At 61.3% G+C, this 25,845-nt stretch carries 25 protein-coding genes; 1 reads left to right on the forward strand and 24 read right to left on the reverse strand.

Annotation, left to right across the window (positions count from 1 at the left end):
- Nucleotides 1–2 precede the first annotated feature (2 nt).
- The 10 genes from V6F78_RS11795 to urtA all read right to left on the reverse strand — a co-directional run bounded on the left by V6F78_RS11795 (nt 3) and on the right by urtA (nt 8,127).
- Nucleotides 3–311, reverse strand: coding sequence for an urease subunit beta (locus V6F78_RS11795; RefSeq protein WP_070414959.1), 309 nt, complete (start codon nt 309–311; stop codon nt 3–5).
- Nucleotides 308–841 carry a GNAT family N-acetyltransferase gene (locus V6F78_RS11800; protein WP_314398759.1) on the reverse strand — a complete coding sequence of 178 codons (534 nt, stop codon included), beginning with the start codon at nt 839–841 and terminating at the stop codon, nt 308–310. The genes V6F78_RS11795 and V6F78_RS11800 overlap by 4 nt, the downstream gene beginning before the upstream one ends.
- Complete coding sequence (locus tag V6F78_RS11805; protein WP_070414958.1) at nt 838–1,371, reverse strand: GNAT family N-acetyltransferase; 534 nt, start codon at nt 1,369–1,371, stop codon at nt 838–840. The genes V6F78_RS11800 and V6F78_RS11805 overlap by 4 nt, the downstream gene beginning before the upstream one ends.
- A 9-nt stretch (nt 1,372–1,380) precedes the next feature.
- Nucleotides 1,381–1,683, reverse strand: a complete 303-nt coding sequence (locus V6F78_RS11810; RefSeq protein WP_047273174.1) for an urease subunit gamma — start codon at nt 1,681–1,683, stop codon at nt 1,381–1,383.
- 71 nt (nt 1,684–1,754) lie between these two features.
- A complete protein-coding gene (locus V6F78_RS11815) occupies nt 1,755–2,594 on the reverse strand; it encodes an urease accessory protein UreD (protein ID WP_314398763.1) in 840 nt (279 codons plus the stop codon).
- A 32-nt stretch (nt 2,595–2,626) separates the two neighbouring features.
- Complete coding sequence (urtE, locus tag V6F78_RS11820) at nt 2,627–3,325, reverse strand: urea ABC transporter ATP-binding subunit UrtE (protein ID WP_047279963.1); 699 nt, start codon at nt 3,323–3,325, stop codon at nt 2,627–2,629.
- Nucleotides 3,326–3,365: 40 nt separating this feature from the next.
- Complete coding sequence (gene urtD, locus V6F78_RS11825) at nt 3,366–4,211, reverse strand: urea ABC transporter ATP-binding protein UrtD (protein WP_332727293.1); 846 nt, start codon at nt 4,209–4,211, stop codon at nt 3,366–3,368.
- Nucleotides 4,208–5,287, reverse strand: a complete 1,080-nt coding sequence (gene urtC, locus V6F78_RS11830; protein ID WP_332727295.1) for an urea ABC transporter permease subunit UrtC — start codon at nt 5,285–5,287, stop codon at nt 4,208–4,210. The genes urtD and urtC overlap by 4 nt, the downstream gene beginning before the upstream one ends.
- Nucleotides 5,287–6,789: an urea ABC transporter permease subunit UrtB gene (urtB, locus tag V6F78_RS11835; RefSeq protein WP_169840158.1), complete on the reverse strand. Its 1,503-nt coding sequence runs from the start codon at nt 6,787–6,789 to the stop codon at nt 5,287–5,289. Before urtB ends, urtC begins: the two co-directional genes overlap by 1 nt.
- Before the next feature lie 72 nt (nt 6,790–6,861).
- A complete protein-coding gene (urtA, locus tag V6F78_RS11840) occupies nt 6,862–8,127 on the reverse strand; it encodes an urea ABC transporter substrate-binding protein (RefSeq protein ID WP_047291858.1) in 1,266 nt (421 codons plus the stop codon).
- A 464-nt stretch (nt 8,128–8,591) separates the two neighbouring features.
- On the opposite strand from urtA, the gene V6F78_RS11845 reads away from it, so the two are divergent.
- The gene (locus tag V6F78_RS11845; protein WP_332727368.1) at nt 8,592–11,969 is read left to right on the forward strand and encodes a DUF4329 domain-containing protein; all 3,378 of its coding nucleotides are present in this window, start codon (nt 8,592–8,594) and stop codon (nt 11,967–11,969) included.
- Here the strand turns inward: V6F78_RS11845 and V6F78_RS11850 are convergent.
- The 14 genes from V6F78_RS11850 to V6F78_RS11915 all read right to left on the reverse strand — a co-directional run bounded on the left by V6F78_RS11850 (nt 11,966) and on the right by V6F78_RS11915 (nt 25,806).
- Nucleotides 11,966–12,976 carry a FecCD family ABC transporter permease gene (locus tag V6F78_RS11850; RefSeq protein ID WP_332727297.1) on the reverse strand — a complete coding sequence of 337 codons (1,011 nt, stop codon included), beginning with the start codon at nt 12,974–12,976 and terminating at the stop codon, nt 11,966–11,968. The genes V6F78_RS11845 and V6F78_RS11850 overlap by 4 nt on opposite strands.
- Nucleotides 12,973–13,923, reverse strand: coding sequence for an ABC transporter substrate-binding protein (locus V6F78_RS11855; protein ID WP_169840160.1), 951 nt, complete (start codon nt 13,921–13,923; stop codon nt 12,973–12,975). Before V6F78_RS11855 ends, V6F78_RS11850 begins: the two co-directional genes overlap by 4 nt.
- Complete coding sequence (locus V6F78_RS11860; RefSeq protein ID WP_047291864.1) at nt 13,920–14,708, reverse strand: ABC transporter ATP-binding protein; 789 nt, start codon at nt 14,706–14,708, stop codon at nt 13,920–13,922. The genes V6F78_RS11855 and V6F78_RS11860 overlap by 4 nt, the downstream gene beginning before the upstream one ends.
- An 18-nt stretch (nt 14,709–14,726) precedes the next feature.
- Nucleotides 14,727–16,853, reverse strand: coding sequence for a TonB-dependent receptor (locus V6F78_RS11865; protein WP_332727299.1), 2,127 nt, complete (start codon nt 16,851–16,853; stop codon nt 14,727–14,729).
- 163 nt (nt 16,854–17,016) lie between these two features.
- Nucleotides 17,017–18,393, reverse strand: coding sequence for a PepSY-associated TM helix domain-containing protein (locus V6F78_RS11870; protein WP_332727301.1), 1,377 nt, complete (start codon nt 18,391–18,393; stop codon nt 17,017–17,019).
- Between the two features lie 91 nt (nt 18,394–18,484).
- Nucleotides 18,485–20,575, reverse strand: coding sequence for a TonB-dependent copper receptor (locus tag V6F78_RS11875; protein WP_332727303.1), 2,091 nt, complete (start codon nt 20,573–20,575; stop codon nt 18,485–18,487).
- A 93-nt stretch (nt 20,576–20,668) separates the two neighbouring features.
- Entirely contained in the window at nt 20,669–21,037 is a 369-nt protein-coding gene (locus V6F78_RS11880) for a DUF2946 domain-containing protein (protein WP_332727305.1), read from the reverse strand.
- Nucleotides 21,038–21,085: 48 nt separating this feature from the next.
- Entirely contained in the window at nt 21,086–21,580 is a 495-nt protein-coding gene (locus V6F78_RS11885; protein WP_193076423.1) for a copper chaperone PCu(A)C, read from the reverse strand.
- A gap of 48 nt (nt 21,581–21,628) precedes the next feature.
- Nucleotides 21,629–22,027, reverse strand: coding sequence for a DUF2946 domain-containing protein (locus V6F78_RS11890; RefSeq protein ID WP_047279973.1), 399 nt, complete (start codon nt 22,025–22,027; stop codon nt 21,629–21,631).
- A gap of 107 nt (nt 22,028–22,134) precedes the next feature.
- Entirely contained in the window at nt 22,135–22,425 is a 291-nt protein-coding gene (locus tag V6F78_RS11895; protein ID WP_047275159.1) for an addiction module antidote protein, read from the reverse strand.
- 3 nt (nt 22,426–22,428) lie between these two features.
- A complete protein-coding gene (locus V6F78_RS11900) occupies nt 22,429–22,731 on the reverse strand; it encodes a type II toxin-antitoxin system RelE/ParE family toxin (RefSeq protein ID WP_094990110.1) in 303 nt (100 codons plus the stop codon).
- Nucleotides 22,732–22,779: 48 nt separating this feature from the next.
- A complete protein-coding gene (locus tag V6F78_RS11905; RefSeq protein ID WP_332727307.1) occupies nt 22,780–23,508 on the reverse strand; it encodes a cobalt-precorrin-6A reductase in 729 nt (242 codons plus the stop codon).
- A complete protein-coding gene (locus tag V6F78_RS11910; protein WP_095007754.1) occupies nt 23,505–24,602 on the reverse strand; it encodes a cobalt-precorrin-5B (C(1))-methyltransferase in 1,098 nt (365 codons plus the stop codon). Before V6F78_RS11910 ends, V6F78_RS11905 begins: the two co-directional genes overlap by 4 nt.
- A complete protein-coding gene (locus V6F78_RS11915; RefSeq protein ID WP_047291876.1) occupies nt 24,595–25,806 on the reverse strand; it encodes a bifunctional cobalt-precorrin-7 (C(5))-methyltransferase/cobalt-precorrin-6B (C(15))-methyltransferase in 1,212 nt (403 codons plus the stop codon). The genes V6F78_RS11910 and V6F78_RS11915 overlap by 8 nt, the downstream gene beginning before the upstream one ends.
- Between the last annotated feature and the right edge of the window lie 39 nt (nt 25,807–25,845).

Here is a 25,845-nt window from a genome sequence, read left to right on the forward strand (position 1 = left end):
TGTCAGTCCAGATCGCCCATGACGCGACCGGCAAAGCCAAACACCCGGCGCAGGCCCGCCAGCTCGACCAGTTCCACGTCGCGGGTCTGGCCCGGCTCAAAACGTACGGCGGTGCCCGCCGGGATGTTCAGGCGCATGCCACGGCTTTCGCCGCGCTCGAACATCAGCGCGTCGTTGGTTTCAAAAAAGTGGTAGTGCGAACCGACTTGAATGGGCCGGTCACCCCGATTGGACACGCTCAGGGTGTGCGTGCGCCGCCCCGCGTTCAGCTCGATCTCGCCCGCCTCAATGCAATATTGGCCCGGAATCATTGCGGTTCACTCAAGGTTTTGAAGTAGATGGCGGTCGGGCTGTAGTGGCCGTCGGGGCTGCGGCAGTAGTTGGGCAATTCACCGACACGGGTATAGCCCAGGGCGCTGTAGAAGTTTTCGGCGGGCGATCCGGCCTCGGTGTCGAGGTGCAGCAAGCCGCGTTTGTGCTGACGCGCGCCGTGCTCCAGTGCCTGAATCAGCACCTGGCCCAGCCCACGGCGGCGCGCTTCGTTGAGTACCAGCAGCTTCTGCACTTCGGCGCGGTTCAGGCCATTGGCCTTCTGGCACAGCGCCAACTGCACGCTGGCCAGCACCCGTTGATCTTCGACCAAGACCCACAGCAACAGGCTGCCGTGTTCCAGTTGGCTCAGCACCTCGCAGAAGTAAGCGCTGGCCTGCGGCACGTCCAGATCGTCCATGAACCCGACCGATGCGCCGTGGTGCACGGCATCGACCAACAGGGCGATCAGCCCTTCACGGTAGTCATTGAAGGTGTGCGGGGTGACTTGTAACACCTGCTCGTGGCTCATTGGCCGTGCTCCTGCGGGGGAAGGGCGCCGGGGTTGATCATTAGCTGCATGAAGGTCAGGTCCAGCCAGCGGCCGAATTTGATCCCCACTTGCGGCAGGCGGCCGCTGGTCACGAAACCGAGTTGTTTGTGCACGTGAATCGACGCGGCGTTGGCGCTTTCAATGGCGGCGACCATCACGTGTTTGCCGCAGCCGCGGGCGCGTTCGATCAGGGCGGCGAGCAATTGCGGGCCCAGGCGTTTACCGCGCTGATCGGGGTGTACGTACACCGAGTGCTCGACCGTATGGCGAAACCCTTCAAACGGGCGCCAGTCGCCAAACGAGGCGTAGCCCAAGGGCACGTTGGCGTCGTCCACAATCACCAGAACGGGATAACCCTGCTGTTGCCGGGCTTTGAACCATTGTTCGCGGTTGGGCAGGTCGACGGTCTGCTCGTTCCAGATGGCGAGGGTATTCAGCACGGCATCGTTGTAAATATCGCGAATCGCCGGCAAGTCAGCCGGGACGGCATCACGAATAACGTAAGACATGACGCGGCCTCAGGCGATGGGTTGATGGACAGTGACCAGCTTGGTGCCGTCCGGGAAGGTCGCTTCGACCTGAATGTCGGGGATCATTTCCGGGATGCCTTCCATGACCTGTTCGCGTGTCAGCAGGGTGGTGCCTTCATGCATCAGCTGGGCCACCGTTTTGCCGTCGCGTGCGCCTTCCAGCAAGGCGGCCGAGATGAAGGCGATGGTTTCCGGGTAATTGAGTTTCACGCCGCGCGCCAACCTTCGTTCAGCCAGCAGGCCAGCGGTGAAGATCATCATCTTGTCTTTTTCGCGGGGGGTCAGGTCCATGTCAGGGTCCGTGTTCGGCAGTTAAAAAGTAGCGGAGCGTTTGCTCTGTCCGTAACAACTGTAACGGTGCATCAGGTACTCCAGATTCTCGGCGCAAGGGCTTCACGGCCCAGCAACGCGGGACGCAGCAGTCGCCACAGATCAATCAGCCAGCCGCGTGCCTGGAAGGCTTCGCCCGCCAGGCAGCGGGCTACCAGCAGGCCCGGCAGTTGGGTCAGGTCGCCGCGTACCGGGTGAGGCAATGAGCGACAGGCGTCGAGCAATTCGGGGCTGACGTCTCCGGTCACCAGCAGCGTCGCAAACACCGGGTTGCCGTCCAGCCCGATGGGCGAGTCCAGCAGACCGTCGCCGCCTACAATGCGCTGGCGCTCATGCCAGAGCAACTGGCCATCGCGGCGAATATCCAGGTGCGACTGGAAGTGCCCGCGCTCGAACCGTTCGCCGCTGGCCTGCCTGCCCAGCGCAATCATGTCCCAGTAAAACAGCCGCGCATCGCCTTGCAGCTCGATGCGGGTGCTCAGTTCGGCCTGGGCCGAGCTGAAGATGATGGTTTCCTGGGGCAACCATTCCAGCGTGGCCCCCGCTGCGACCGTTAACTCAATGCGTTGATAGGCCGGGCCTGCCGCGCGATACCACTTGGCCGCGCCGGGGCTGGTCAGTTGCGCCCAGGCATCTGGGCCGACGCTGGCGCGAATGTCGAGCTGATCGCCACCGGCAATGCCGCCGGGCGGGTGCACGATGATGTGTTGGCACACCTGCGGCCCTTCGGCGTACAGGTGTTTTTGCACGCGCAAGGGGCCGCAGTGACGGCGCAGGGTGGGGCGCGTGCTGTCGCCAAAACGCCCATAGCCCAGCTCCAGCTCGGCGAGCCAGTGGGGGGTGAACAGGGCGGTATTGGCGGGTAGATTCATGGGGGCTCAGCCAGGTAGCAAAGAGTTACAGATTAAATCGTCACGAGGCCACGCACACCGTCTGTTTGCATATTTTCACCGCGGCCTTGCTGAATGATTTCGCCCCGTGACATCACCAGGTATTGATCGGCCAGTTCTTCGGCAAAATCGTAAAACTGTTCCACCAGCAAAATCGCCATATCCCCGCGTGCGGCCAGTTGCTTGATGACCGCGCCGATTTCCTTGATGACCGAGGGCTGGATGCCTTCGGTGGGTTCGTCGAGGATCAACAACCGTGGGCGGCTGGCCAGTGCGCGGCCAATCGCCAGCTGTTGTTGCTGGCCCCCGGACAAGTCGCCGCCGCGTCGATGCTTCATCTCCAGTAGCACTGGAAACAGTTCGTAAATGAACGCCGGTACGGCTTTGGCCTCGGCGCCGGGGAAACGCGACAGGCCCATCAACAGGTTTTCTTCCACCGTCAGGCGCCCGAAGATCTCCCGGCCCTGAGGCACGTAGGCAATCCCGGCATGCACCCGTTGGTGAGGTTTGAGCGAGGTGATGGTCTGGCCTTCCCATTGCACGTCGCCTTCCTTGACGGGCAGCAAGCCCATCAGGCACTTGAGCAGGGTGGTTTTGCCGACGCCGTTTCGGCCCAGCAGGCACGTGACCTCACCGACGCTGACGGCAAACGACAGCCCGCGCAGGATGTGGCTGCCGCCGTAGAACTGATGCAGTTTTTCAACCTTCAACATGTGTGTCCCCTTTTGACGGCGCCGCTGCGGGCCCGATGACTCAACGACCCAGATACACCTCAATCACGCGTTCATCGGCTTGCACGTGTTCCAGCGACCCCTCGGCCAGCACGCTGCCCTGATGCAACACGGTGACGTGGTCGGCAATCGAGCCCACGAAGCCCATGTCGTGTTCCACGACCATCAGCGAATGCTTGCCCGCCAGGCTTTTGAACAGCTCGGCGGTGAACTCGGTTTCAGCGTCGGTCATGCCGGCCACCGGCTCGTCCAGTAGCAATAACGCCGGGTCTTGCACCAGCAACATGCCGATTTCCAGAAACTGCTTTTGCCCGTGGGACAGCAGCCCGGCCGGGCGATGCGGCGCGTGGGCGAGGCGCAGGGTGTGCAGGACCTCGTCGATGCGATCTTTTTGTTCGCCCGTCAGTGTGGCGCGCAAGCTGGCCCACACCGACTTGTCGGTTTTTTGCGCCAGCTCCAGGTTCTCGAACACGCTCAGCGCCTCGAAAACCGTGGGTTTCTGGAACTTGCGGCCAATTCCCGACTGGGCGATCTGCACTTCGCTCATCTGCCGCAGGTCGAGGGTTTCACCAAACCAGGCCTGACCTTCCGTGGGGCGCGTCTTGCCGGTAATGACGTCCATCATCGTGGTCTTGCCTGCGCCGTTAGGGCCGATGATGCAGCGCAACTCACCGACGCCGATGTACAGGTTCAGGTTGTTAAGGGCCTTGAAGCCATCAAAGCTGACGCTGATGCCTTCCAGTGTCAGGATTGTGCCGTGGCGGGTATTGAGCCCCGAGCCAGCGGCCTGCCCCAGACCGATGGCATCGCGGCTGCTGCCCTGATCCTTGTTGGGTTCGAGCATGGGTTCGAGCAACACATTTCTCATTGATCACCCCTTTTGTGCCACAGCCCGATGACGCCCTTGGGCAGGTACAGCGTGACGACGATAAACAGCGCGCCGAGGAAAAACAGCCAGTATTCGGGGAAGGCCACGGTGAACCAGCTTTTCATGCCGTTGACCACGCCCGCGCCCAGCAGCGGGCCAATCAGCGTGCCGCGCCCGCCCAGCGCCACCCACACCGCCGCTTCAATGGAGTTGGTGGGCGACATTTCGCCGGGGTTGATGATCCCCACTTGCGGTACATACAGCGCGCCAGCCAGGCCACACAGCACCGCGCTCAACACCCATACGAACAGCTTGAAACCGCGCGGGTCGTAGCCGCAGAACATCAGGCGGTTTTCGGCATCGCGCACGGCGGTCAGCACGCGCCCGAACTTGCTGCGTGCCAGGCGCCAGCCGAGGAACAGGCTGCTGACCAACAGCACCACGGTGGCGAAAAACAACGCTGCGCGGGTCGCGGGCTCGGTGATGCCGAAGCCCATGATTGTTCGAAAGTGAGTGAAGCCGTTGTTGCCGCCAAAGCCGGTCTCGTTGCGAAAAAACAGCAGCATCCCGGCGAAGGTCAGGGCTTGGGTCATGATCGAGAAGTACACGCCCTTGATCCGTGAGCGGAAAGCAAAGAACCCGAACACCAGCGCCAGCAAGCCCGGCGCCAGCACCACCAGGCACATGGCCCACCAGAAGTGTTCGGTGCCCACCCAGTACCACGGCAGCTCGGTCCATGACAGGAAGGTCATGAAAGCCGGCAGCTCATCGCCCGACGCCTGACGCATCAGGTACATGCCCATGGCGTAGCCGCCGAGCGCGAAGAACAGGCCGTGGCCCAAAGACAGCATGCCCGCGTAGCCCCACACCAGATCCAGTGCCAGGGCGACGATGGCGTAACACAGGATTTTGCCGACCAGCGTCAAGGTATACGCCGACACGTGCAGCGGGCTTTCGGCAGGCAGCAACGACAGCGCCGGCAACGCCAGCAGGACCACTAGTGCGACCGCGCCGAGCAGCGCCGTAGCAGTCGGTCCGGCTTTTTGTGTTGCGGTGATTAGTAATGGCTGGTTCATCAGTCGATCACCCGTCCTTTAAGCGCGAAAAGGCCTTGCGGGCGTTTCTGAATGAACAGAATGATCAGCCCCAGGATAAGGATTTTGCCGAGCACCGCACCGATCTGCGGTTCCAGGATTTTGTTCGCGATGCCCAGTCCCAATGCCGCGTACACCGTGCCCGCCAATTGCCCGACACCGCCCAGCACCACCACCAGAAACGAATCGATGATGTAGCCCTGGCCCAGATCGGGGCCGACATTGCCGATCTGGCTCAGGGCCACGCCGCCCAGCCCGGCAATGCCCGAGCCGAGGCCGAAGGCGAGCATGTCCACGCGCCCGGTGGGCACGCCACAGCAGGCGGCCATGGTGCGGTTTTGGGTGACGGCGCGGACGTTGAGACCCAGACGGGTTTTGTTCAGCAACAGCCAGGTGAGCCACACCACCGCCAGCGCGAAGACGATGATGACCAGCCGGTTGTACGGCAGCACCAGGTTGGGCAATACCTGAACGCCGCCCGACAGCCACGCCGGGTTGGCCACTTCGACGTTCTGCGCGCCAAACAGCAGACGCACCAGTTGAATCAGGATCAGGCTGATGCCCCAAGTCGCGAGCAGGGTTTCCAGCGGTCGCCCGTAGAGGTGACGAATGATCGTGCGCTCCAGCACCATGCCCACCCCGGCCGTGACGAAAAACGCCACGGGCAGCGCCAGCAGTGGGTAGAACTCGATGGCGGCGGGTGCAAACCGCTGGACCAGCACCTGCACGCAGTACGTGGCGTAAGCGCCGAGCATCAGCATTTCGCCGTGGGCCATGTTGATCACGCCCAACAGACCGAACGTGATCGCCAGACCGAGGGCCGCCAGCAGCAGGATCGAGCCCAGTGACAGGCCGCTGAACGCCTGGCCCAGCAGTTCGCCGATCAGCAGCTTGCGCTTGACTTGCGCCAGGCTGGTTTCGGCGGCGGTGCGTACCCCGGCATCGGTTTCGACGTCCGGTAGCAGCAAGGTTTCAAGCCGGGTACGAGCCAACGGTTCGCCGGTTTCGCCCAGCAGGCGCACCGCCGCCAGCCGCACAGCGGGGTCGGCGTCCACCAGTTGCAGGTTGGCCAATGCAAGGCTCAGGGCGACGCGTACACCCTCATCGGTTTCGAGGGTCAGGCGACGATTGAGCAGCGCGAGCTGGGCGGGGCGGGCCGTTTTTTGCAACTGTTGCGCGGCGCTCAGGCGCTGTGCGGGATCCGCCGCCAGCAGTTGATGGCTGGCCAGTGCGGTCTCGATCAAGCTGCGTAGGCGGTTGTTCAAGCGCACGGTTTTGGGCTGGCCATCGACGATCAACTGGCCGTTCTGTAACCCGCTGAGCAGTGTGGTTCGCGCAGGCTCGGGTTGGGCGGCCCAGCCCTCCAGCAACGCGACCTGTGTGGGCAGGCTGGCGGCGGCAAAGTCGCTGGCGTCATCGGCCTGCGCACCCAACGGCACGAGCAGCAGGCAGGCAACGATAAAGCGGTAAAAGGCAGTGGGCATCGTGTGCGTCCCTGTAAGCGCGGCGTCCTCTCCCTCCCCGAAGGTCGAGGGGAAGAGGGGCCTTTGACGGTGTTATTGACCTTTCACCGGGTGATCCGGTTTTTTGTCGTTGCCCGGGATATACGGGCTCCACGGCTGGGCACGGATCGGGCCGTCGGTTTGCCACACCACGCTGAACTGCCCGTCCGGCTGGATTTCACCGATCATCACCGGCTTGTGCAGGTGATGGTTGGTGGCGTCCATGGTCAGGGTGTAACCCGAAGGCGCGGCAAAGGTTTGCCCGGCCAGCGCTTCGCGGACCTTGTCCACGTCGGTGGACTTGGCTTTTTCCGCGGCCTGCGCCCACAAGTGGATACCGACGTAGGTGGCCTCCATCGGGTCGTTGGTCACGGCTTTGTCGGCGCCCGGCAGATTGTGTTGTTTGGCGTAAGCCTTCCAGTCGGCCACGAATGTCTGGTTGGCCGGGTTTTCCACCGACTGGAAGTAGTTCCACGCTGCCAGGTTGCCTACCAGCGGTTTGGTGTCGATGCCGCGCAGTTCTTCTTCGCCTACCGAAAACGCAATTACCGGCACGTCGGTGGCTTTAATGCCCTGGTTGGCCAGCTCTTTATAGAACGGCACGTTGGAGTCACCGTTGACGGTTGAAATCACCGCCGTCTTGCCCCCGGCCGAGAACTTTTTGATGTTGGACACGATGGTCTGGTAGTCGCTGTGGCCGAACGGGGTGTAGACCTCGTCGATGTCTTTATCCGCCACGCCTTTGGTGTGCAGGAAGGCACGCAAGATTTTGTTGGTGGTGCGCGGGTACACGTAGTCGGTGCCCAGCAGTACGAAGCGTTTGGCGCTGCCGCCGTCTTCGCTCATCAGGTACTCGACGGCCGGGATGGCTTGCTGGTTAGGCGCGGCGCCGGTGTAGAACACGTTGGGCGACATTTCTTCGCCTTCGTATTGCACCGGGTAGAACAGCAAACCGTTGAGTTCTTCAAACACGGGCAATACCGATTTGCGCGACACCGAGGTCCAGCAGCCGAACACCACGGCGACCTTGTCTTGGGTCAGCAACTGGCGCCCCTTCTCGGCAAACAGCGGCCAGTTCGAGGCGGGGTCGACCACGACGGCTTCAAGCTGCTTGCCGTTCACGCCGCCCTTGGCATTGATCTCATCAATGGTCATCAGCGCCATGTCTTTGAGCGACGTTTCGGAGATCGCCATGGTGCCGGACAGCGAGTGCAGAATGCCGACCTTGATGGTCTCGGCTGCCTGCACCGTCCAGGTCATGCCCATGGCCACGATGGAGGCTGTGAGGGTGAAAGCTTTGATCAGGCTGCGACGCTGCATGGTGCGATCTCCAAAATTCTGATGGTTGGCGAGCCAATACCTGCACTGCCAAGGGCTTTAGCAAGGGCTGTGCCGGATTGGGCAAAGGCTCTGAATCAGGAGGTTGCAGACTGTGTGCGCGATTTAATGCACCACCAAAGCGCTTGTGCAGGCGCTGCGTGCACGCGAATGCGCCGCCTTGGTGCTTGGCGTGAACACCCATGAGCGGTGTGCCGGTCTGTGCACAACGGCTCGATTGAAGGGGCGCGGTGTTTAAGTAATTAAATATGACCCTGCACACACACCACTCTCGATGATGGTAAGGCGCGACTGGGTTGCGCTTCATTATTTGAATCAGGAGAGTGAAAGTGAGCCAATTTATCCACGAGCGTGTGGAGCGGGAAACGTTCGCAAGAACGGTTCCGCTGCCCGCCTTAAGTCCGGCGTTTGCCTACGCCGATGATGCTGCCCGGTACGCCCATGAAATGATTGGAGATCGACGTGAGGGTGAGTATGGAGGGGTCATCTTGCAGCGGCCCGACGGGCAGTTTTTGGCAACCTTGCCGGTCAAGGGCCAGAGCCGGATGTTCGAGCATGAGCTTGTATTGTCGACAGATGCGGAGAATAACTTTTTGCACCCTCCCGGTTACATCTGTCATGCCTTTTATCATTCCCATCCGAACAGTTTCGATGAGATAAAACGGTACTTTCCGTCCTGGTCAAAAGAGTCTGTGCAGACCTCGATGAATTTTTGGTCACCGCCCGATGTGGTGTTCACGGTGGGCATGCGCGGGTTTGCGAGCGTTGGCTATTTATCAGGGCTCAATGGCTCGCTGATCAAATATGTGCCCAGCGGCTCTGAGCAAGAGGCGGTTTTGGTGCAGAGCTACCAGAAGGGGGTTGTCAGAACCAAACAGTTGCTCAGTTACGTGCTTGAGCTGGCAGCGGTTGGCGAACTCAGCGTTATTCAAACCAATGAGATCTGGGGGTGGAAAGTCGGAAGGATCGGCGCTGATTTCAAGCTCTATGATTCAACGGCAATGGTCCAGGCGTCGGGCAAGCGGGTGCAGCAACCTGCCTTCAGTCCGGCCTTTTCAACCTTGCTGGACGCCGTGAAATTCACCCGACTGCGCCAGTACCAGCAGCCGGACCAGCAATATGGCTTCATCCTGAAATATCGCAACAAAGAGCACTACATTGCGAGCGAACCGGTGTTGGGCAGTGACACCCCGTTTGCCCCCGGCGGTGTGTTCAAGGTCAATGCCGCAGGCGCCATTGTGATCCCGAATGATCTGGATGTTGTGGCGTTGTACGGCTGCGACAGCCTGTATCACGACCCTGATCAGGTGCCGGCGGAGCAGCGCCAGGTGTACAAGCACTTCATCGATCCCGATGCGATGGCTCAGGCCATTCGAATGTCTCTGGTGTTGCGTTTTGACCGGGCCGTACCGCCTTTTCCCCTCTACATCACCGTGCGTGACGGTGCGTTGCTGGAGTATCAACCTTCCAGCAACCTGGCCGAAGTGCCTTATACGCGTGTACTGAGCATGGCAGATGGCGGCGGCCTGGAAATCACACGTGATGTGCTTGAGGAGCATGTGACCCCGACGGCGTATATCCGTGGACTGGCTCAAATGGGCACGTTGAAGGTGTTGTACCACAGCGATCTGTGGGGGCTGCCGGGTGAGGTCAAAGCACACTGGACGCCCTACGCGCGTTTACAACGTAGAGCCCTGAGCCCTTCTTTTGTGACCCTTGACGATGCGGCCCGTTATGTTCACGGCAAAATTAAACAATCGCCGAAAGTTGATCGCATCTTTGGTGGCCTTATTTTTCAACGCCTCGATAAGCGCTTTGTGGCGACCGAGCCACTGGCGGGTCGCAATGAAACCTTTGATCCTGACGGCGTCATACCCGGTGAGCGTCTGGACCTGACCCCAACGGGTGGCAGTGTTGTCGCGACCTACCAGTCCCATCGGGCGCAAGCGTCGATGTTGTCCCCGCCGGGTGTCGAGCAGCAGCTGTATGCCAATATGTTTGAGCCCCATGAGGTGTATACCGCCATCAAGGACCGGGATTGGGCCGCGGTGCGCTTCCTGTCTACGCCCGATGGCGCGTTGATCAAATACGTGCCCAGTGGTTCCGAGCGTGAAAAGAAATTCATTGCTCGGGTGGCGCCACCGGTTGCGCACCCGCAGCACGTGCGTCACAACACGTTGCAGCTCAAGATACGCAGCAACGCGCTCAAACCAAGCGACTATGTGGCGCAAATCGTACGAACGGGTGATCTGTTTGTTGTGCAAGGCAGTCCTTTGTGGGGTAGCCCCGGCAAGGTCACGACAGACTGGAAGCCCGAGGCCGCGCCGACGCAGGTTCAACTAAAAACCCTGCTGCCTGCCTTGAGTCCTGTGTTCTCGCAGGCGCAAGATGCGGCGCGCTATGCCCATCAGAACATGGGCGCGCGCCATAAGCGCCAGTACGGCTTTATTTTGAAATGCACTCACAGTAACGAGTTTGTGGCGACGTTGCCGGTGGAAGGTGAAAGCCTTGTGATTCAACGGGTGTTCCCCCGTGATCCTTCCGGACTCGACATTACGCTGCCTGCTGACTTCAAATTTTATGCGGCCTACTTGGGGGCTCCCGCAACATTTTTCTCGTCACCCTGGTTAGTGGAAAAGGTACGCAACCTCAACACGCTATTGGATTTTGTGACGCCTGCTGATCTGGCCGATGCTCTGGCACTGGTCAATAGCGTCAAGCAACTTCCTGATGCGTTCATCGGTGATGTGCCGTTGTACGTATCGACCAATGAAGGAGCTTTGCTCAGCTATGTGTCGGCCAATCTGGGGGCACAGCTGGCATCGGGTTTATTTAAACAGGGCAATCCATTAATGGTGCAGTTGCTCAACGGCCAGTTACATGCAACTGAATACGTGCGTCAGGTCGCCATGGAGGGTCAGCTTGAGGTGCTGATCAACAACGCGCGGTGGACACCGGGACTCGTCACAGCCAGTTGGGTGCCTTCCAAAACAGCACCTGCCACGCCTGCCGCACACACGCGACGATTCCCCTTAAGCCCTGTTTTCACTCATCCCGATGATGCCGCCCGTTATGTGCATGCGCACATCCCGCACCCCAATCAGTTAAACGTGGTCGCTGCCATTTTGGGTAAGTCCGAATACAGCACGTATGTCGCCGTAGAACCCCACTCGGGCGGGGAGGTGGCCAATGCACCAGAAACCCTGTTGCTCACGCACAAACATGTGGCCGGCCAGTTGCACCCGGTACCGGTTTTCCCTGCCGGGTACTCACGCAAGTACTTGGTGTTTTCCCGTGTTTACTCGTTAAAGGGGGACTACAACACGCTTGAAAACAATTTGCTGAACAACATGTTCTGGCCGGTGGATATTTGCTACGCCACCAGCCTGTTGAAAACATACGACAGTGATAACAGTTTTGAGGAGATCTACCATTCGACCAATGATGGCGCCCTGCTGAAATACAAGCGGGGAACCACCGTGGCCACACAGCGGCTTTGCCAGCCTATCAGTGGGGCCAACCTCACGTATGAAGGCTATTTTGTCGAAAACTATCAACCTGATCGCACCACCCGGCGTTACAACGGACAGCCTCCTGCCATGCTCAAACCTGACGCGTTACTGACCAACGTGCTCAATACCGGAGAACTGAGCGTGGTGGTGGCCAGTCAGACCTGGCCTTATAAGGGCGCCGTAGTGAATACCTATACGATCGTAAGCCCCCCCGTTCAAACGCAGCTTGAATGGGACGATCCACGCAAGGTGCAACTGGTGCCCATGAACGGTGAGGATAAGCCGTCAGCGCCCTGGCATGATGAGCTTTAGCGTTTGCGCATCAGACCCATAAAAAACAACCCGCCAATCGCCGCCGTGGCTACCCCGATGGGCAAGTCTTCGGGGGCGATCAAGGTGCGTGCCGCCACGTCGACCCACACCAGAAATACACTGCCCAGCAATGCCGAAACAGGCAGCAAACGGCGGTGTTCAGCGCCCACCAGACGGCGGGCAATGTGCGGGATCATCAAACCGACAAAACCAATCGAACCGCTGATGGCCACCAGCACGCCGGTCATCAACGAGGCGATCAGAAACACCCGCAACCGTACGTTGCGTGCATTCAGGCCGAGGGTGACAGCGGTTTGTTCGCCGGCCATCAAGGCATTCAACGGGCGGGCCATGCCCAGCAGCAATATCAGTCCCAGCAACACGCTGGCGCTGGGGATGGCCAGCAGTTCCCAGCGGGCCAGCCCCAGGCCGCCGAGCATCCAGAACAGCACGGCGGAACTGGCGCGGTGGTCGCCCAAAAACAGCAAGGTGTTGGCCACGGCCATCATCACAAACGACACCGCCACGCCGCATAACAGCAGGCGGTCACTGTCCAGTCGGCCCTGACGGCTGGCGATGACCAATACCAGCAGCATGCTCAGCAACGCGCCAATAAAGGCCGCGATGGGCAGGGTCAGTAAACCGATGATCTCGCCCACGTGCAGCACCACGATCACGGCGCCCAAGGTGGCGCCGCTGGTGACGCCCAGCAGGTGCGGGTCCGCCAGCGGGTTGCGGGTCACGGCTTGCAGCACCGCGCCGATCAAGGCCAGCCCGGCCCCGACCAGCGCACCGAGCAGCATGCGTGGCACACGTATCAGCCACACGATGTGTTCCTGCCCGGCGCTCCAGTTCACCCCGCCAATCCCGAACAGCTTGTGCAGCACGATGTGCCACACCACGTCCACGGGCACCCGCGCCGGGCCGAACCCGAGCGAGACGACGCACGAAACCAGCAGCACAGCACCCAGCCCCAACAGCAATAGCGCGTAGCGACGCGCCATCATTGCGGATGAAAGCCTTTGGCCAGGGTCTGGATGGCCAGCACGTTGTCTATACCCGGCGTGGCCTGCACGTAGGGGATGACGATGAAGCGTTTGTGACGGATTGCGTCCACCGATTGCAGCGCGGGGTGGGTTTCCAGGAAGCGCTGTTTCTGTTCGGCCGTCACTTCGCTGTAGTCGACGATCACGATCACCTCGGGATTACGCTCGACCACGGTTTCCCAGTTGATGCGCGTCCAGCTGGCGTCGATGTCGCTGAGGATGTCGTTACCGCCTGCCGCTTCAATCAGCGCGTGCGGGATGCCCAGACGGCCGCTGGTCATGGCGCGGTCTTCACCGCTGTCATACAGGAATACCCGCGGTTTTGAGGCGGGAAGGGCCTTTTGAACCTCAGAAATTTCTTGCTGCATGTGGGCGATCAGCGCGTTGGCACGGTCCTGCACGTCGAAGATTTTGCCGAGGTTGCGCAGGTCGTTGTAGGTGTCTTCCATGCTGGCGGGAGGGCGCTTCATGACAAACGCGCAAGACTCGGTCAGCTCGTACACATTGATGCCCAGCGGTGTCAGGGTCTGGGGAGTCAGGTCGCCGCCCACACGCATGCCGTAGTCCCAGCCCGCGAAGAAGAAATCCACATTGGCATTGAGCAAGGTTTCCACGGACGGGTACTTGCTCGCCAGTTCGGGCAGGCCGTCGAGGATCACCTTCATTTGCGGGGTGACGGCCTTCCAGCCGCTGATGCCGCTGTAACCAGTCATGTGCGGCTTCAGGCCGAGGGCCAGCATCATGTGCGTCATGTTGATGTCATGACTGACGGCATGCTTGGGGGCTTCATTGAAGGTCACGTCACGGTTGCAGCTTTGGATTGTCAGCGGGTAGCGGGTGGCGTCGGCCTGGGCCAGTTGGGTGCCGAACGCAGCGTAAACGCAGAGAACGAGGCGGATCAGGTTCATGGTTGGGTTATCCAGGTGATGCGCGGGTAGCCGGCCAGCGGATGTTCATCGATCAGGGCGTCGACGCCAAACACCTCGCGCAGCAGGGTGACGGTCAGCACCTCGCGAGGCGTGCCGCTGGCAACGATTTTGCCGTGGTCGATCACATACAGGCGGTCGCAAAAAGCGGCGGCGAGGTTCAGGTCATGGATGCTGGCGAGGGTGCCGATGTTCAGGCGTTTAACCAATTGCAGCAGTTGCAGTTGATAGCGCGGGTCGAGGTGATTAGTCGGCTCGTCGAGGATCAGCAGGTCCGGTTGCTGGGTCAGGGCGCGGGCCAGAATCACGCGCTGTTTTTCACCGCCCGACAGGGTGGCAAACGCGTGGTCTTCAAAGCCCTGCAAGCCCACGGACGCGAGGGCGTTTTGCGCCAACTGGCGGTCGCTGACAGTGTCGCCGTCAAACAACCCTTTGTGCGGGGTGCGGCCCATGGCGACCACTTCATCGACAGTCAGGCCAAAGGCATCGGGGAATTCTTGCAACACCACGGCGATGCGTTGCGCGCTCCAGCGGGGCGATTGTTGCCAGAGGTTGTGTTGCCCAAGGTGAACGGTGCCGGCCTCGGGCTTGCTGAAGCGGTAGGCGCACCGCAGCAGGCTGGTTTTGCCGCTGCCATTGGGCCCGATCAACCCCACGAACTCACCGGCGGCCACGTGCAGGTTGGCGTCACGCAGGTGGAACTGGTGATGACAATGACCGTGCCCCAGGGGGGACCAGGCGAGTTGCGTGAGGGTGAGGCGCGGCATAAGGGTCCAGGTCAAACGTTAAAAGGCGTAATCGGCCGTCACAAAGAACGAGCGCGGCTCGCCCATGATCCATTGCTGGCCGCCATTGTATTGGGTTACGGCGTACTGGCGATTAAACAAATTGTTCAACCGCACGCCCAGGGTGGTCTTCGGCAGGGCGTGCCAGCTCACCGTGGCGTCTACCACGGTGTAGCTCGGCAGTTCGACGCTGTTGGCTGTGTCGGCGTAACGCGCATCGACATAGCGCACTCCGGCGCCTGCGTTCACGTCGTCGGTGATGACTTTGCTCACCCACAGGTTGGCGGTGCGACGGGGGACGTCGGTGGGGCGGTTGCCTTTGCGCGACACGCCGTCTTCGTTGAACGTGTCGTATTGCGCCCGCACGATCGAGGCGTTGGCTTGCAGCGCCCAGCGATTCGGCAGTTGCAGGTCGAGGCTGGCTTCCAGACCATTTGACGATTGCTCGCCCACTTGCAGGGTGCGAGTGACGTTCGTGGGGTCAGTGGTCAGCAAATCCTTTTTGACAATGTGATACGCCGCCAGCGTCCATTCGCCCCGCTGGTCCCAGAACATCTGCTTGAAACCGACCTCGATCTGACGCGCACGGGCCAGACCGTAGTCTTGCTGGCTCTGGCTCAGGCTGATCAACCCGCCGACGCCATCCACGCTGGTGGCCTGCTGGGCGTAGAGCGACATGTCCGGGGTCAGTTCATAGACCAGGCCGACTTTCCAGCTATTGGCGGACAGGCCACGGTCGCTGCGGGTGGTGTCGCCGTTTTCGGCGAAATCATCGCGATCCAGGTGCACGATGTCGCGGCGCACGCCGGTGACCAGCGACAGTTGGTCGGTCAGCTCAGTGCGGTTTTCGGCGAACAGTGAAACCTGCTGCGTTGTGCTGGTGAATTGATCGCGGTACGGCGAAGCACTCTCGAACTGGCCACGGTTCGGGTGGTACAGATCGACAGGTTGGCCGTTGGGGGCGACATCGTCATACGGCGCATTGCTGTGCAGGCTGAAGTGGATGCGGTTGTAGTCCATGCCCACCAGGGTTTTGCTGTTGAGGCCGAACAGGTCGTGATTGAGGGTGAAGGTCTGACGGTCACCGAGTTGTTCCTGATCGTGCTTGATGCTGAAAAACCCGCTACGCAACAGGCTTTGGCTGGCCTGGTCCCACGCATGGTTTTCGGCGTTCTGCCAGCGCCGCTGGGCTTTCAAGTAATACAGTTCGTTGCTGGCGCTCAGGGTGTCGCTGATCTGCCATTCGGTGTTCAGGCGCGTCCACTGATCGTTGTAGTGCAGTTTGGCGTCGCGCACGTTGTAGTTTTTGTCGCGCAGACCCTTGTGGTAACGGCCGTTGATCAACGGCACGCCAAAGTCGTTTTGCGGTTGCTGGTCGCCGTAGTCGTGGCTCAGCGTGAAGGCCAGGTCATCCGTGGCCTGCCAGCGCAGGGCGGCGCTGATGAAGGTGTTTTCTGAATCGCCATGGTCGATCCAGCCGTTGCTTTGGGTGTGGTTGATGTTCAACCGGTAGCTCAGGGTGTCGGTCAGTGAGCCGCCGCTGTCCAGCGCTTGTTGTCGGGTGTCATAGGACCCGTAGCCGATGCGCACGTGGTTTTCGATGTCGCCATTGAACGGTTTTTTCGGGGTCACGTTGATCACCGCGCCTGTCGCGCCTTCGCCATACAGCACGGACGCCGGGCCGCGCAGGACGTCGATGCGTTCCACCGACCAATCGTCAACCGGGAAGGTCACGGTGCCTGCGCCGCTGTACAGGCGCACGCCGTCATACAGCTGCATGACCGAGCCTTCGCCGACGAAACCGCGGGCCGAGTACGCAGAGCCGCCGTTACCCGGTGTGCCGGTGTTGCTGATGCCGGTGGTGCGGGTCACGGCGTCCTGAACGCTGCGATCGCCACGCGCCCGGATCTGCGCGCCGGTCAGGTTTTCGACACTGGCCGGAGTTTGCAGACTGTTGAGGTTTAGGCGCGAACCGGTAGACGTGGCGGTCTTGAGGTCGATGTGGGAGTCATCGGCTTCAGGGGCCGTGATGGTCGCGGCAGGCAGCATCAAGGACGGTGCAGTGTCGTCCGCTTGCGCAGGGGGGACGGCCAGCAGGCAAAGGCTGGAGAACAGGTACTTATTCATCGGGGCAGTGAGTCGCTTTTTTAAAGGTATACCCGCTGCCTCCTGGCGGCGGGTGATGAAGCGTCACTAAAGCGGTTACACATAACCGCCTTAGTGGGTGCTGGTGTCAGCGCGCCATTATCCCCGAGTCTCTAGTGCGCGGCTCTCGAACTATTCACGTTGGTCATGAGTGCTGCTCACGTTGTGGTTTAGCGCGCATCAGCAATAACAACCGGTCAAGCACCCAGACGGCAATCAAAGACACGCCCACCAGCGGGAACAGCACCGCCAGCCCCAGCATGATCAGCACGCCGGTTTTCCAGGTTGGCAGCGCATGGCGCAGCGGCGGTACGCCCAGGCGGCCTTGTGGGCGACGTTTCCACCAGATCACCAGGCCGCTCACCGAACTGAGCAGAATCATCAGGCACACCAGCAGGATGGCGATCTGGTTCAGTGAGCCGAAGAGTTTTCCTTCGTGCAGCATCACGCCCATTTCAGTGGCGCGGGCGACGTTGCTGTAATGCTGCCAGCGCACGTCGGCCAGCACTTGGCCGGTGTATTGATCGACATGCAGGGTGGCATCGTTACGCGGATCGTCAGCGAAGATGGCGACGGTAAAGACGCCTTCGGCGGTGGTCGGCAAGGTGATGCTGTAACCGGGTTCGACGTTGCGCCGGGTGGCGGTGTCGACCACCTGTTGCAGGGTGATGGTCGGCGCGGCCGGGCCACTTGCCTGGGCGCCGTGGCCCATGTGTTCGGCATGGGCGCCCGAGACGGGCATCGGGGTGTTCTCCATTGCCCAGGGCACGGTTTGACGGGCTGCGGTGTTGAGGCTGCGCGCTTCCAGGTCGGATTTGGGGACGTTGTTCCACATGGCCGCCGGGAACTGATTCCACAAGTCGGCGTATTGCTTGCCCCAGAAACCGGTCCAGGTCATGCCGCTGATCAACATAAACAGCAGCAATGCAGCGCCCCAGAAACCGGTGACGGCGTGCAGATCGCGCCACAGCACACGTCCGCGACGGGTCAAGCGTGGCCACAGCACGCCTGCCGCCGATTGCCCGCGCGGCCACCACAGGTAAAGCCCGGAAATCACCAGCACCACGCCCCAGCCCGCGGCCAGTTCGACCAGGCGATCGCCCAGCGTGCCGATCATCAACTCGCCATGCAGCGCTCGCGCCACGGCTTGCAGGTTGAGCTTGGCATCCTGCTCGCCCAGCACCTCGCCGTTGTAGGGGTTGATAAATACGTTCAGCTCGCGCCCGCCGTTATGGATGATGAACTGACTGCTGCGCTGCGGGTTGATCGGGGGCAGGTACTGGCTGATATGCCCCTGTGGATAAGTGGCCTGGACGCGGGTGAGTTGTTCGTCGGCGCTGAGGCTGTGATGACCGGGGCTGACGTTGATCAGGTGGTCGTAGAGCAACGGATCGAGCTGGGGCTTGAACAGGTAAATGATGCCGGTCAGGGCCAGCAGGATCATGAACGGGGCAACAAACAGCCCGGCGTAGAAATGCCACCGCCAGGCCAGGTTGTAAAAAGAGGGGGTTGGTTGGCTCATGTGAGCGGCTCCGCAAGGTCAGCAATTGTTTTCAGGCATCACCCCGGCCCTTGCCTGCAGCACAGGACCGGAGTGAGGAGCAACGTGGTGCTTAGAAGCTCACGTCAATTTTTGTCCACAGCGTGCGGCCGGGCTCGTTGATCGGCGTCGGGTCGCTTGCCGGGTAGCCGTAACCTGCGTTGCCGGCCATGTTCAGGTGTTCGCTGTAGTTTTTATCCAGCAGGTTGTCGACCCCGGCGCTGACTTTCAGGTTTTTGCTGAGGCGGTAGGCGCCGTTGAGCGAGAACACGCCAAAGCCTGCGCTTTTGTCGTAATCCTTGCCCACCACGTTACCGGCATTGCGATCGATGCGGTCCTGCCGGGCCACCACGCGCCACAAGGCACCGGCGCTCCAGTCGTCTTCGCTGTAGGTCAGGCCGAGGCGGGTATCGAGCGGCGGCATTTGCGGCAGGGCCTTGCCATCCGTGGTGTTTTTGCCCCAGGCATACGCCAGGGTGGCGTCGGCTTTCCAGCGGGCGGTCAACTGATACGCAGCCCCCAGTTCGCCGCCCATGACCCGGGCGTTGACGTTCTGTGCTTGGGACGACCCTTTGGCGTAATCGAACAGGATGTAGTCGCGAATCTCACCGGCGTAGACCGAGGCCCAGGCTTCGAGGCGTTCGGTTTTGTATTGCAGGCCCATGTCGAGCTGGGTGGTCTTCTCGGGTTTGATCGCGTCGAATGCATTCACCGAGCCTGCGGGGCCGGATGACGGTGAAAACAGTTCCCAGTAATCCGGGAATCGCTGGGCGTGGCCCAGACCGGCGTAGACGGTGGTCGGGCTGTCAGCGAGGTCGTGTTCATAGCGCACAAAGCCGCTGGGCAGTGTGTCGGCGCGGGTTTTATCGAGTGTCGGGTTGGGTTTGCTCATCATTCCCGAGCCGAGCCGCGCGCGGAAGTCCTTGGCGGACGCACGGTCAAGGCGGGCACCGGTTATGACGCGGTCGCGCTCAGCGGCGTACCAGGTCAGTTCGCCAAAGGCCCCGTAGTTGTGGAAGTCGGCATCCTTGCTCCAGTTCTGGTCCTTGTAGGTGTCGATGCCCATTCCCATGCGTTTGCGGTGTTCGTTGGTCTGAGCGTCGATGCCGCTGATCAATTGATAGTCGGCCCAGCGCCAGGTGGCCTTAATGCGTGCGCCCAGGGTGCGGCGATCGACATTGGAGGCCATGGGCCCGGCCATCATGCCGGTGCCGGACGGGGTGCGCAGGGTGTAGTTGTCCATCACGTGGTCGGCGTAGTTGTAGTAAACCTGCGCTTCGACCTTGTCGAGTACCTCACCGATGTTGGACTTTTCAAAGCGCAGGCCCAGGCTTTCGCGCTTGTACTGGCTGCCGTCCATCCCGCGCCCGGCCGAACGGGCTTCGCCGTCGCCCTTGCCCGCAGTGAGCTCCAGCAGCGTATCGGCATCCGGGGTCCATCCGAGGGCGATGTCGCCGTTCCATTTGTCATAACGTGACGGCACCGTGTCGCCATTGCCGTCTTTGTAATCGTCGGAATGCGCGGTGTTGCCGATCACCCGCACATAACCCAGCGGGCCCCCGGCAGCGGCGTCGATGGTTTTGTCGAAACGGCCATTGGAACCCGCCAGCACACTGGCGTTTACCCGCGTGCCCAGCTCACCGAAGTGCTCCGGCGCGCGATCAAACAGGATGGTGCCCGCCGAGGCGCCCGGCCCCCAGAGCACGGTCTGCGGGCCTTTGATCACGGTGAGTTGATCGTAGGTTTCCGGCGAAATGTAGGACGTCGGGGCGTCCATGCGGCCAGGGCAGGCGCCGAGCATCATGCCGCCGTTGGTGAGGATGTTCAGGCGTGATCCGAACATGCCGCGCAAGACCGGATCGCCGTTGGTACCGCCGTTGCGGATCAGGGCAAAGCCGGGGATGGTTTTCAGGTAGTCGCCGCCGTCGCTGGCGGGCACGGGCTGACGCGGGTCTTTCGGGTTGGTGACGATGGTCAGCGGGGAACTGGGCGCCACGGCAGTCACCACCGTCGGGCTGAGTTCACGCACGTGTCCGGCGTGCTCATCCACGGGATCGGCGGCCAGAGCCAGCGGGGCGAACAACGCGCAGCACAGCGCGCTCAGGGCGAAGGGGAACACCGTCTGGGGGTGAGGCAAACGGGAGGCAGCAGTAAAACGGGACATAAACATTCCAATATTCAATCGAATACAACACGGCCACGCGCCTGCCTGGGGCAAGGCATAAGACGGGCCAGGGTGAAGTTGTTGTGTCGGTGTTTAAAGGAAGGCGGGCGGCGCGCGAGATCGGGCGCCGGGGAAGACCGGTTGCCGGGCGTGGCCCAGCCGGGGGTTGGACGCCAGATAACTTTCGGGCTCAGGGGTATTGAACAGGGCCAGGTCAACCGTGCCGGGGAGCGCGGGGCAACTGAACAGCAGCGTGCAGTACCCGCATTTTTCCCACATGGCGTGGTGATCAGCGGACGGTTGTTGAGGCTCGGCGTGTTCGCTGTGCGCCGACACCCGCATGTCCATCGGCATGGGCATGGAGGCGTGATGATCCATCGGCATCGCTTGGGAAATCAGCGGGCCGATGAAAATCATCAACATGGCAAACAGGCTCAACCAACTGCCGCGGATCTGCGACATGGATGGCCTGGCGCGTCGGGCGCTCACGGGGCTCAAAGACCTTGGCGGTTAGTGGGCGTGCGAGGTTTCCTTACTGGCGCCCGGTGCCTGTTTCTGCACGTTTACGTCGACTTGCACAGCGCCTGCCTTTTCAAAGTGCAGGGTCAGGGGGAAGCGCTTGCCGTCTTGCAGCAGGCTGCGGTCTTTGAGGTTGAACAGCATCACGTGGTACGCCATGGGGGCAAACGTGACAGTGCCACCTGCCGGGACATCCACCGTGGGCACACGCTGCATTTTCATCAGGTCGCCCTGCATGACGTGCTCGTGGATCTCGGCTTTTTCGGCAATCGAGGTGTCTGCGCTCAACAAGCGGTCGGCGGTGTCGCCGGTGTTCTTGATGATGAAATACGCCGCGACGGTTGGCGCATTGGGCGGCAGCTCCTGGGACCAGGGGTGAGCGATCTCCAGCGCACCAACGGTGTATTGATGAGCGTTGGCGAAACAGGCAGGCAACATCAAAGCCGCCGCCATCAGGGCGTGCTTGACCAGTGACAGATTCAACATGGTAATTCTCCGGAACGATTCAAAGCGCAAAGGGGTTGCGAGGATGAATCACACCAGAGGAGAGGCGCGGGGGTTGAGGCTTGGCCATTGCTGGCGCGGGGTCGGGCGTTTCAGGTGATCCGGCACTTGGCTATGGCCGTGCTCGATGGCCGCGAAATACAGCGTCGGGACATGGGACGGCAAGGCCACCAGTGGCGCCGAGCCCGAGCAGCACCAGCAATGTTGCATGGTGGAGTGATCGTCGTTCTGGCTGTCGCCAGCGTCAACCTTGCCCAGCGACACGGCCACCATTTTGGTGCCGGTCGAGGTGCAAAAGCTGCTCCACATGAACTGCTCGGTGGACGCCTGACGGGCGCCGCTCATCGCCCCTGCCGTCGACATGGCGAGCATGTTGAACAGCACTGCGAAGCAGGCGATCCAGGCAAATGCAAAGCGTTGTCGGGACATGACGAATTCCGTGAGTGGAGCGATCAAGGGCGCTATTTAGCCTGAATGATCGGCGTAAGTAAAAAGGCCGGGTGCGGCGAAGTGTCGCCCGGTATTGCAGGCTAACCTCAGGCCGCGCTTGCGTGGAGTTTAAGTCCGAGCGCTTTCATGACTTTAATGATCGTTGCGAACTCTGGATTGCCGCTGCTGCCGAGGGCTTTGTAGAGGCTCTCGCGGCCTAACCCGGTGTCCCGAGAGATCTGGCTCATGCCTTGGGCGCGCGCTATATCGTTAAGCGCGGCACGAATCAGGCTGCCATCACCCGGATCTTCCTCGAAACAGGCATCGAGGTATGCAGCCATTTCTGAAGGGGTTTTCAAATAGTCAGCAGTATCGAAACGGGTAAATTGTTCGGTCATTGTTCAGTCCTCACAACTCAATGTTTTTGCTATATGTTTTGCGCGTTTTATGTCCCGCACCTGTGTTGTTTTATCGCCGCCCATGAGCAACAGGTAAATGACTTCTCCCTTGCGTGCGTAGTAAACGCGATAGCCGGGCCCGCACTGAATGCGCATTTCGTAAACACGATCCCCCACAGGTTCGCAGTCCGCAAAATGCCCTAATCCTGCGGCTCTAATGCGGGCCAGAATACGTGCTTGCCCGATTTTGTCTTTTAATGAGCTTAGCCATGTTGCGAATTCATGGGTTTGTTCGAGGGTGATCATGGAACGAATCGTATCTCGCAGGATACAACATCGCTATTGAATACACATTCACAAATATTTTTCTTGCTTCAATACCTGAAGCACCTCCCCAACCCCCCAAAACACCCGATCTACCTCCGCCAATTCGGGGCGTTTGAGGATCAACACGGGCACGCCGCGTTCGCGGGCAACCTCCAGTTTGGGCTCGGTGGCGCTGCTGCCGCTGTTTTTACTGATCAGTACATCGATGTGTTGCTGCTCAAACAGGCGCCGTTCGTCGTCGATCCTGAACGGGCCGCGGGCGCCGATGACCTTGCAGCGTTCGTTGCCGGGATACGGGTCCAGCGCGCGCAAGATCCAGAATTGATCGGCGGGAATTTCGTGCAAATGCGCCAGCGGTTCTTTGCCCAGCGTGAACAGCGGGCGTTTGAAAGGCGTGAGCGCCGTGACCAGTTCGTCCCAGTCCGCCACCTCACGCCAATCGTCGCCGGGTTGCGGCTGCCAGACCGGACGCCGCAACGCCCAGCATTCAATACCGCAGGCGCGGGCGGCCCAGGCTGCATTGCTGCTGATTTGCGCGGCATACGGGTGTGTCGCATCCAGCAGCACATCGATGTGCTGCTCGCGCACATAGCGGGCCAAACCCTCGGCACCGCCGTAGCCACCGACCCGTACTTCACAGGTCAGGTCGGTCGGCACACGGCCCACCCCGGCGAGGCTGTACACGTGCTGTGGCCCCAAGGTGCGGGCAATGGCCAGCGCTTCGGTGACGCCGCCCAGCAGTAAAATCCGTTTCATTCAAAGGCTCCCGCATGGCCCACAATCGCGCCCTGGCGGTCGATGGCGAAGACTTCAACCTGTACCTGGGTTGGCACCACGCTGCGGGCGAAGTTCAGCGCGTGCTGACACACCGCGTCGCCCAATGCGATACCGGCGGCACTGGCCATTGCCAGTGCTTGCTGGCTGGTATTGGCCTGGCGAATGGCGGTTTGCAGCTCGGCGTCAGCCCCAATGGCAGCGGCCCAGTCAGCCAGTTGTGGCAGGTCGATACTGGAGTGGCGACTGTGTAAATCCATGTGCCCGGCAGCCAGTTTGCTGATCTTGCCGAAGCCGCCGCACAGGCTCAATTTATCCACAGGGACTTTGCGCAGATGCTTGAGCACCGCGCCCACGAAGTCGCCCATTTCGATCAGCGCGATCTCCGGCAGGTTGTACACCCGGCGCATGGTGTCTTCGCTGGCATTGCCGGTGCAGGCGGCGATGTGCAGGTAGCCGTTGGTCTTGGCCACGTCGATGCCCTGATGGATCGAAGCAATGTACGCGGCGCACGAGAACGGGCGCACGATGCCGCTGGTGCCCAGAATCGACAGGCCGCCCAGAATTCCCAGTCGAGGATTCATGGTTTTCAGTGCCAGCGCTTCGCCGTCGCGGACGTTGACGGTTACTTCAAACCCCCCGGCGTAATCGCAATCACGTGCCAGTTGCAGCAGGTGATCGGTGATCATTTTGCGCGGCACCGGGTTGATCGCCGGTTCTCCCACGGCCAGTACCAGACCGGGCCGGGTGACGGTGCCTACGCCCTGGCCAGCCACGAAGATGACGCCCGCGGCGGGGATCAGACGCACTTGCGAGTACAGCAGCGCGCCATGGGTCACGTCCGGGTCGTCGCCCGCGTCTTTCAGGGTGCCCGCTTCGGCGCCCCCGGCCAGCAGGCGACAAAACTCCAGGCGCATTGTCACCACTTTGCCCTTGGGCAAGGTGATTTCAACGGCGTCATGGCTCACGCCACTTAGCAACAGGCGTGCGGCAGCCAGGCTGGTGGCCGTCGCGCAACTGCCCGTGGTCAGGCCGCTGCGCAGCGGCGCGGGTTGTTCAGCGGTTTCGTCACGCATCGTGGGGTTTGGTCACATCTAACAGGGTGATCGGCAGTGCTTGGCGCCAGGTGTCGAACTCCCCCAGCGGCCGGGCGTGAGCGACGTGCAGACGGGTCAGTTCTCCGCCATGCAGCGCGCGCCAGTTCATCAGGTGCAGTTCGCTTTGCAGGGTGACGGCATTGGCCACCAAGCGGCCACCGGGCTTGAGTTGCTGCCAGCACGTGTCGAGAACGCCTTCGCGGGTCACGCCGCCACCAATGAAAATCGCGTCGGGGCGTTCGAGCCCGGCCAGCGCATGCGGGGCCTTGCCGCGGATCAAACGCAGGCCGGGTACGCCCAGCGCGTCACGATTGTGTTCGATTAACTGCTGACGGCCCTCGTCAGCTTCGATCGCCAGCGCGCGGCAGCTCGGGTAGCTGCGCATCCACTCAATGCCAATCGAGCCACTGCCCGCGCCTACGTCCCACAACAGTTGGCCGGGCAGGGGCGCGAGACGCGCCAGGGTCATGGCGCGCACGTCACGTTTGGTCAACTGGCCGTCATGCTTGAACGCGCTGTCGGGCAGCCCGCCGATACGCGACAGCGGGTGCGCGTCGTGAGAGGCGATGCATTCGATGGCAATCAGGTTCAAGTCGGCCATGTCGCAGGCGTTCCAGGCGTCGGCGCTCGCCTCGATGCGCCGCTCGGTCGGGCCACCAAGGTGTTCCAGCACATGCACCCGGCTCGGGCCAAAGCCGCGCTCGCGCAACAGCTCGACGACGGCAGTCGGGCTACTGGCGTCATTGCTCAGCACCATCAGGCGCACCCCACTGTGCAGGTGGGCATTGAGCGCAGCCACGGGCCGCGCCACCACCGAGAGCGTCACAACGTCCTGCAGCGCCCACCCCAAACGCGCCGCCGCCAGCGAGAAAGACGACGCTGAGGGCAGCACATGCATTTCGTCGCCGGGGACCACGCGCGCCAGACTGGCGCCCACGCCGAACAGCATCGGATCGCCGCTGGCCAGCACGCAGACCGGTTCGCCGCGCAGTGCCACTATCGGCGCCAGCGAAAAGGGGCTGGGCCACGTCAGGCGTTCAGCGCCGATGCAGGCCGGCAGCAAGTCCAGCTGGCGCTGCCCGCCGAACACCCGCGCAGCGCTCAACAGCGCGCGCCGGGCCGTTTTGCCCAGACCGCTGAAGCCGTCTTCACCAATTCCCACAACTGTTAGCCAGGGCGACATGCCAATCCTCTTGTTAAACGCCGAAGTCATCGTTTACCC

Source organism: Pseudomonas sp. ESBL9, from assembly GCF_036668715.1.
GTDB lineage: Bacteria > Pseudomonadota > Gammaproteobacteria > Pseudomonadales > Pseudomonadaceae > Aquipseudomonas > Aquipseudomonas lundensis.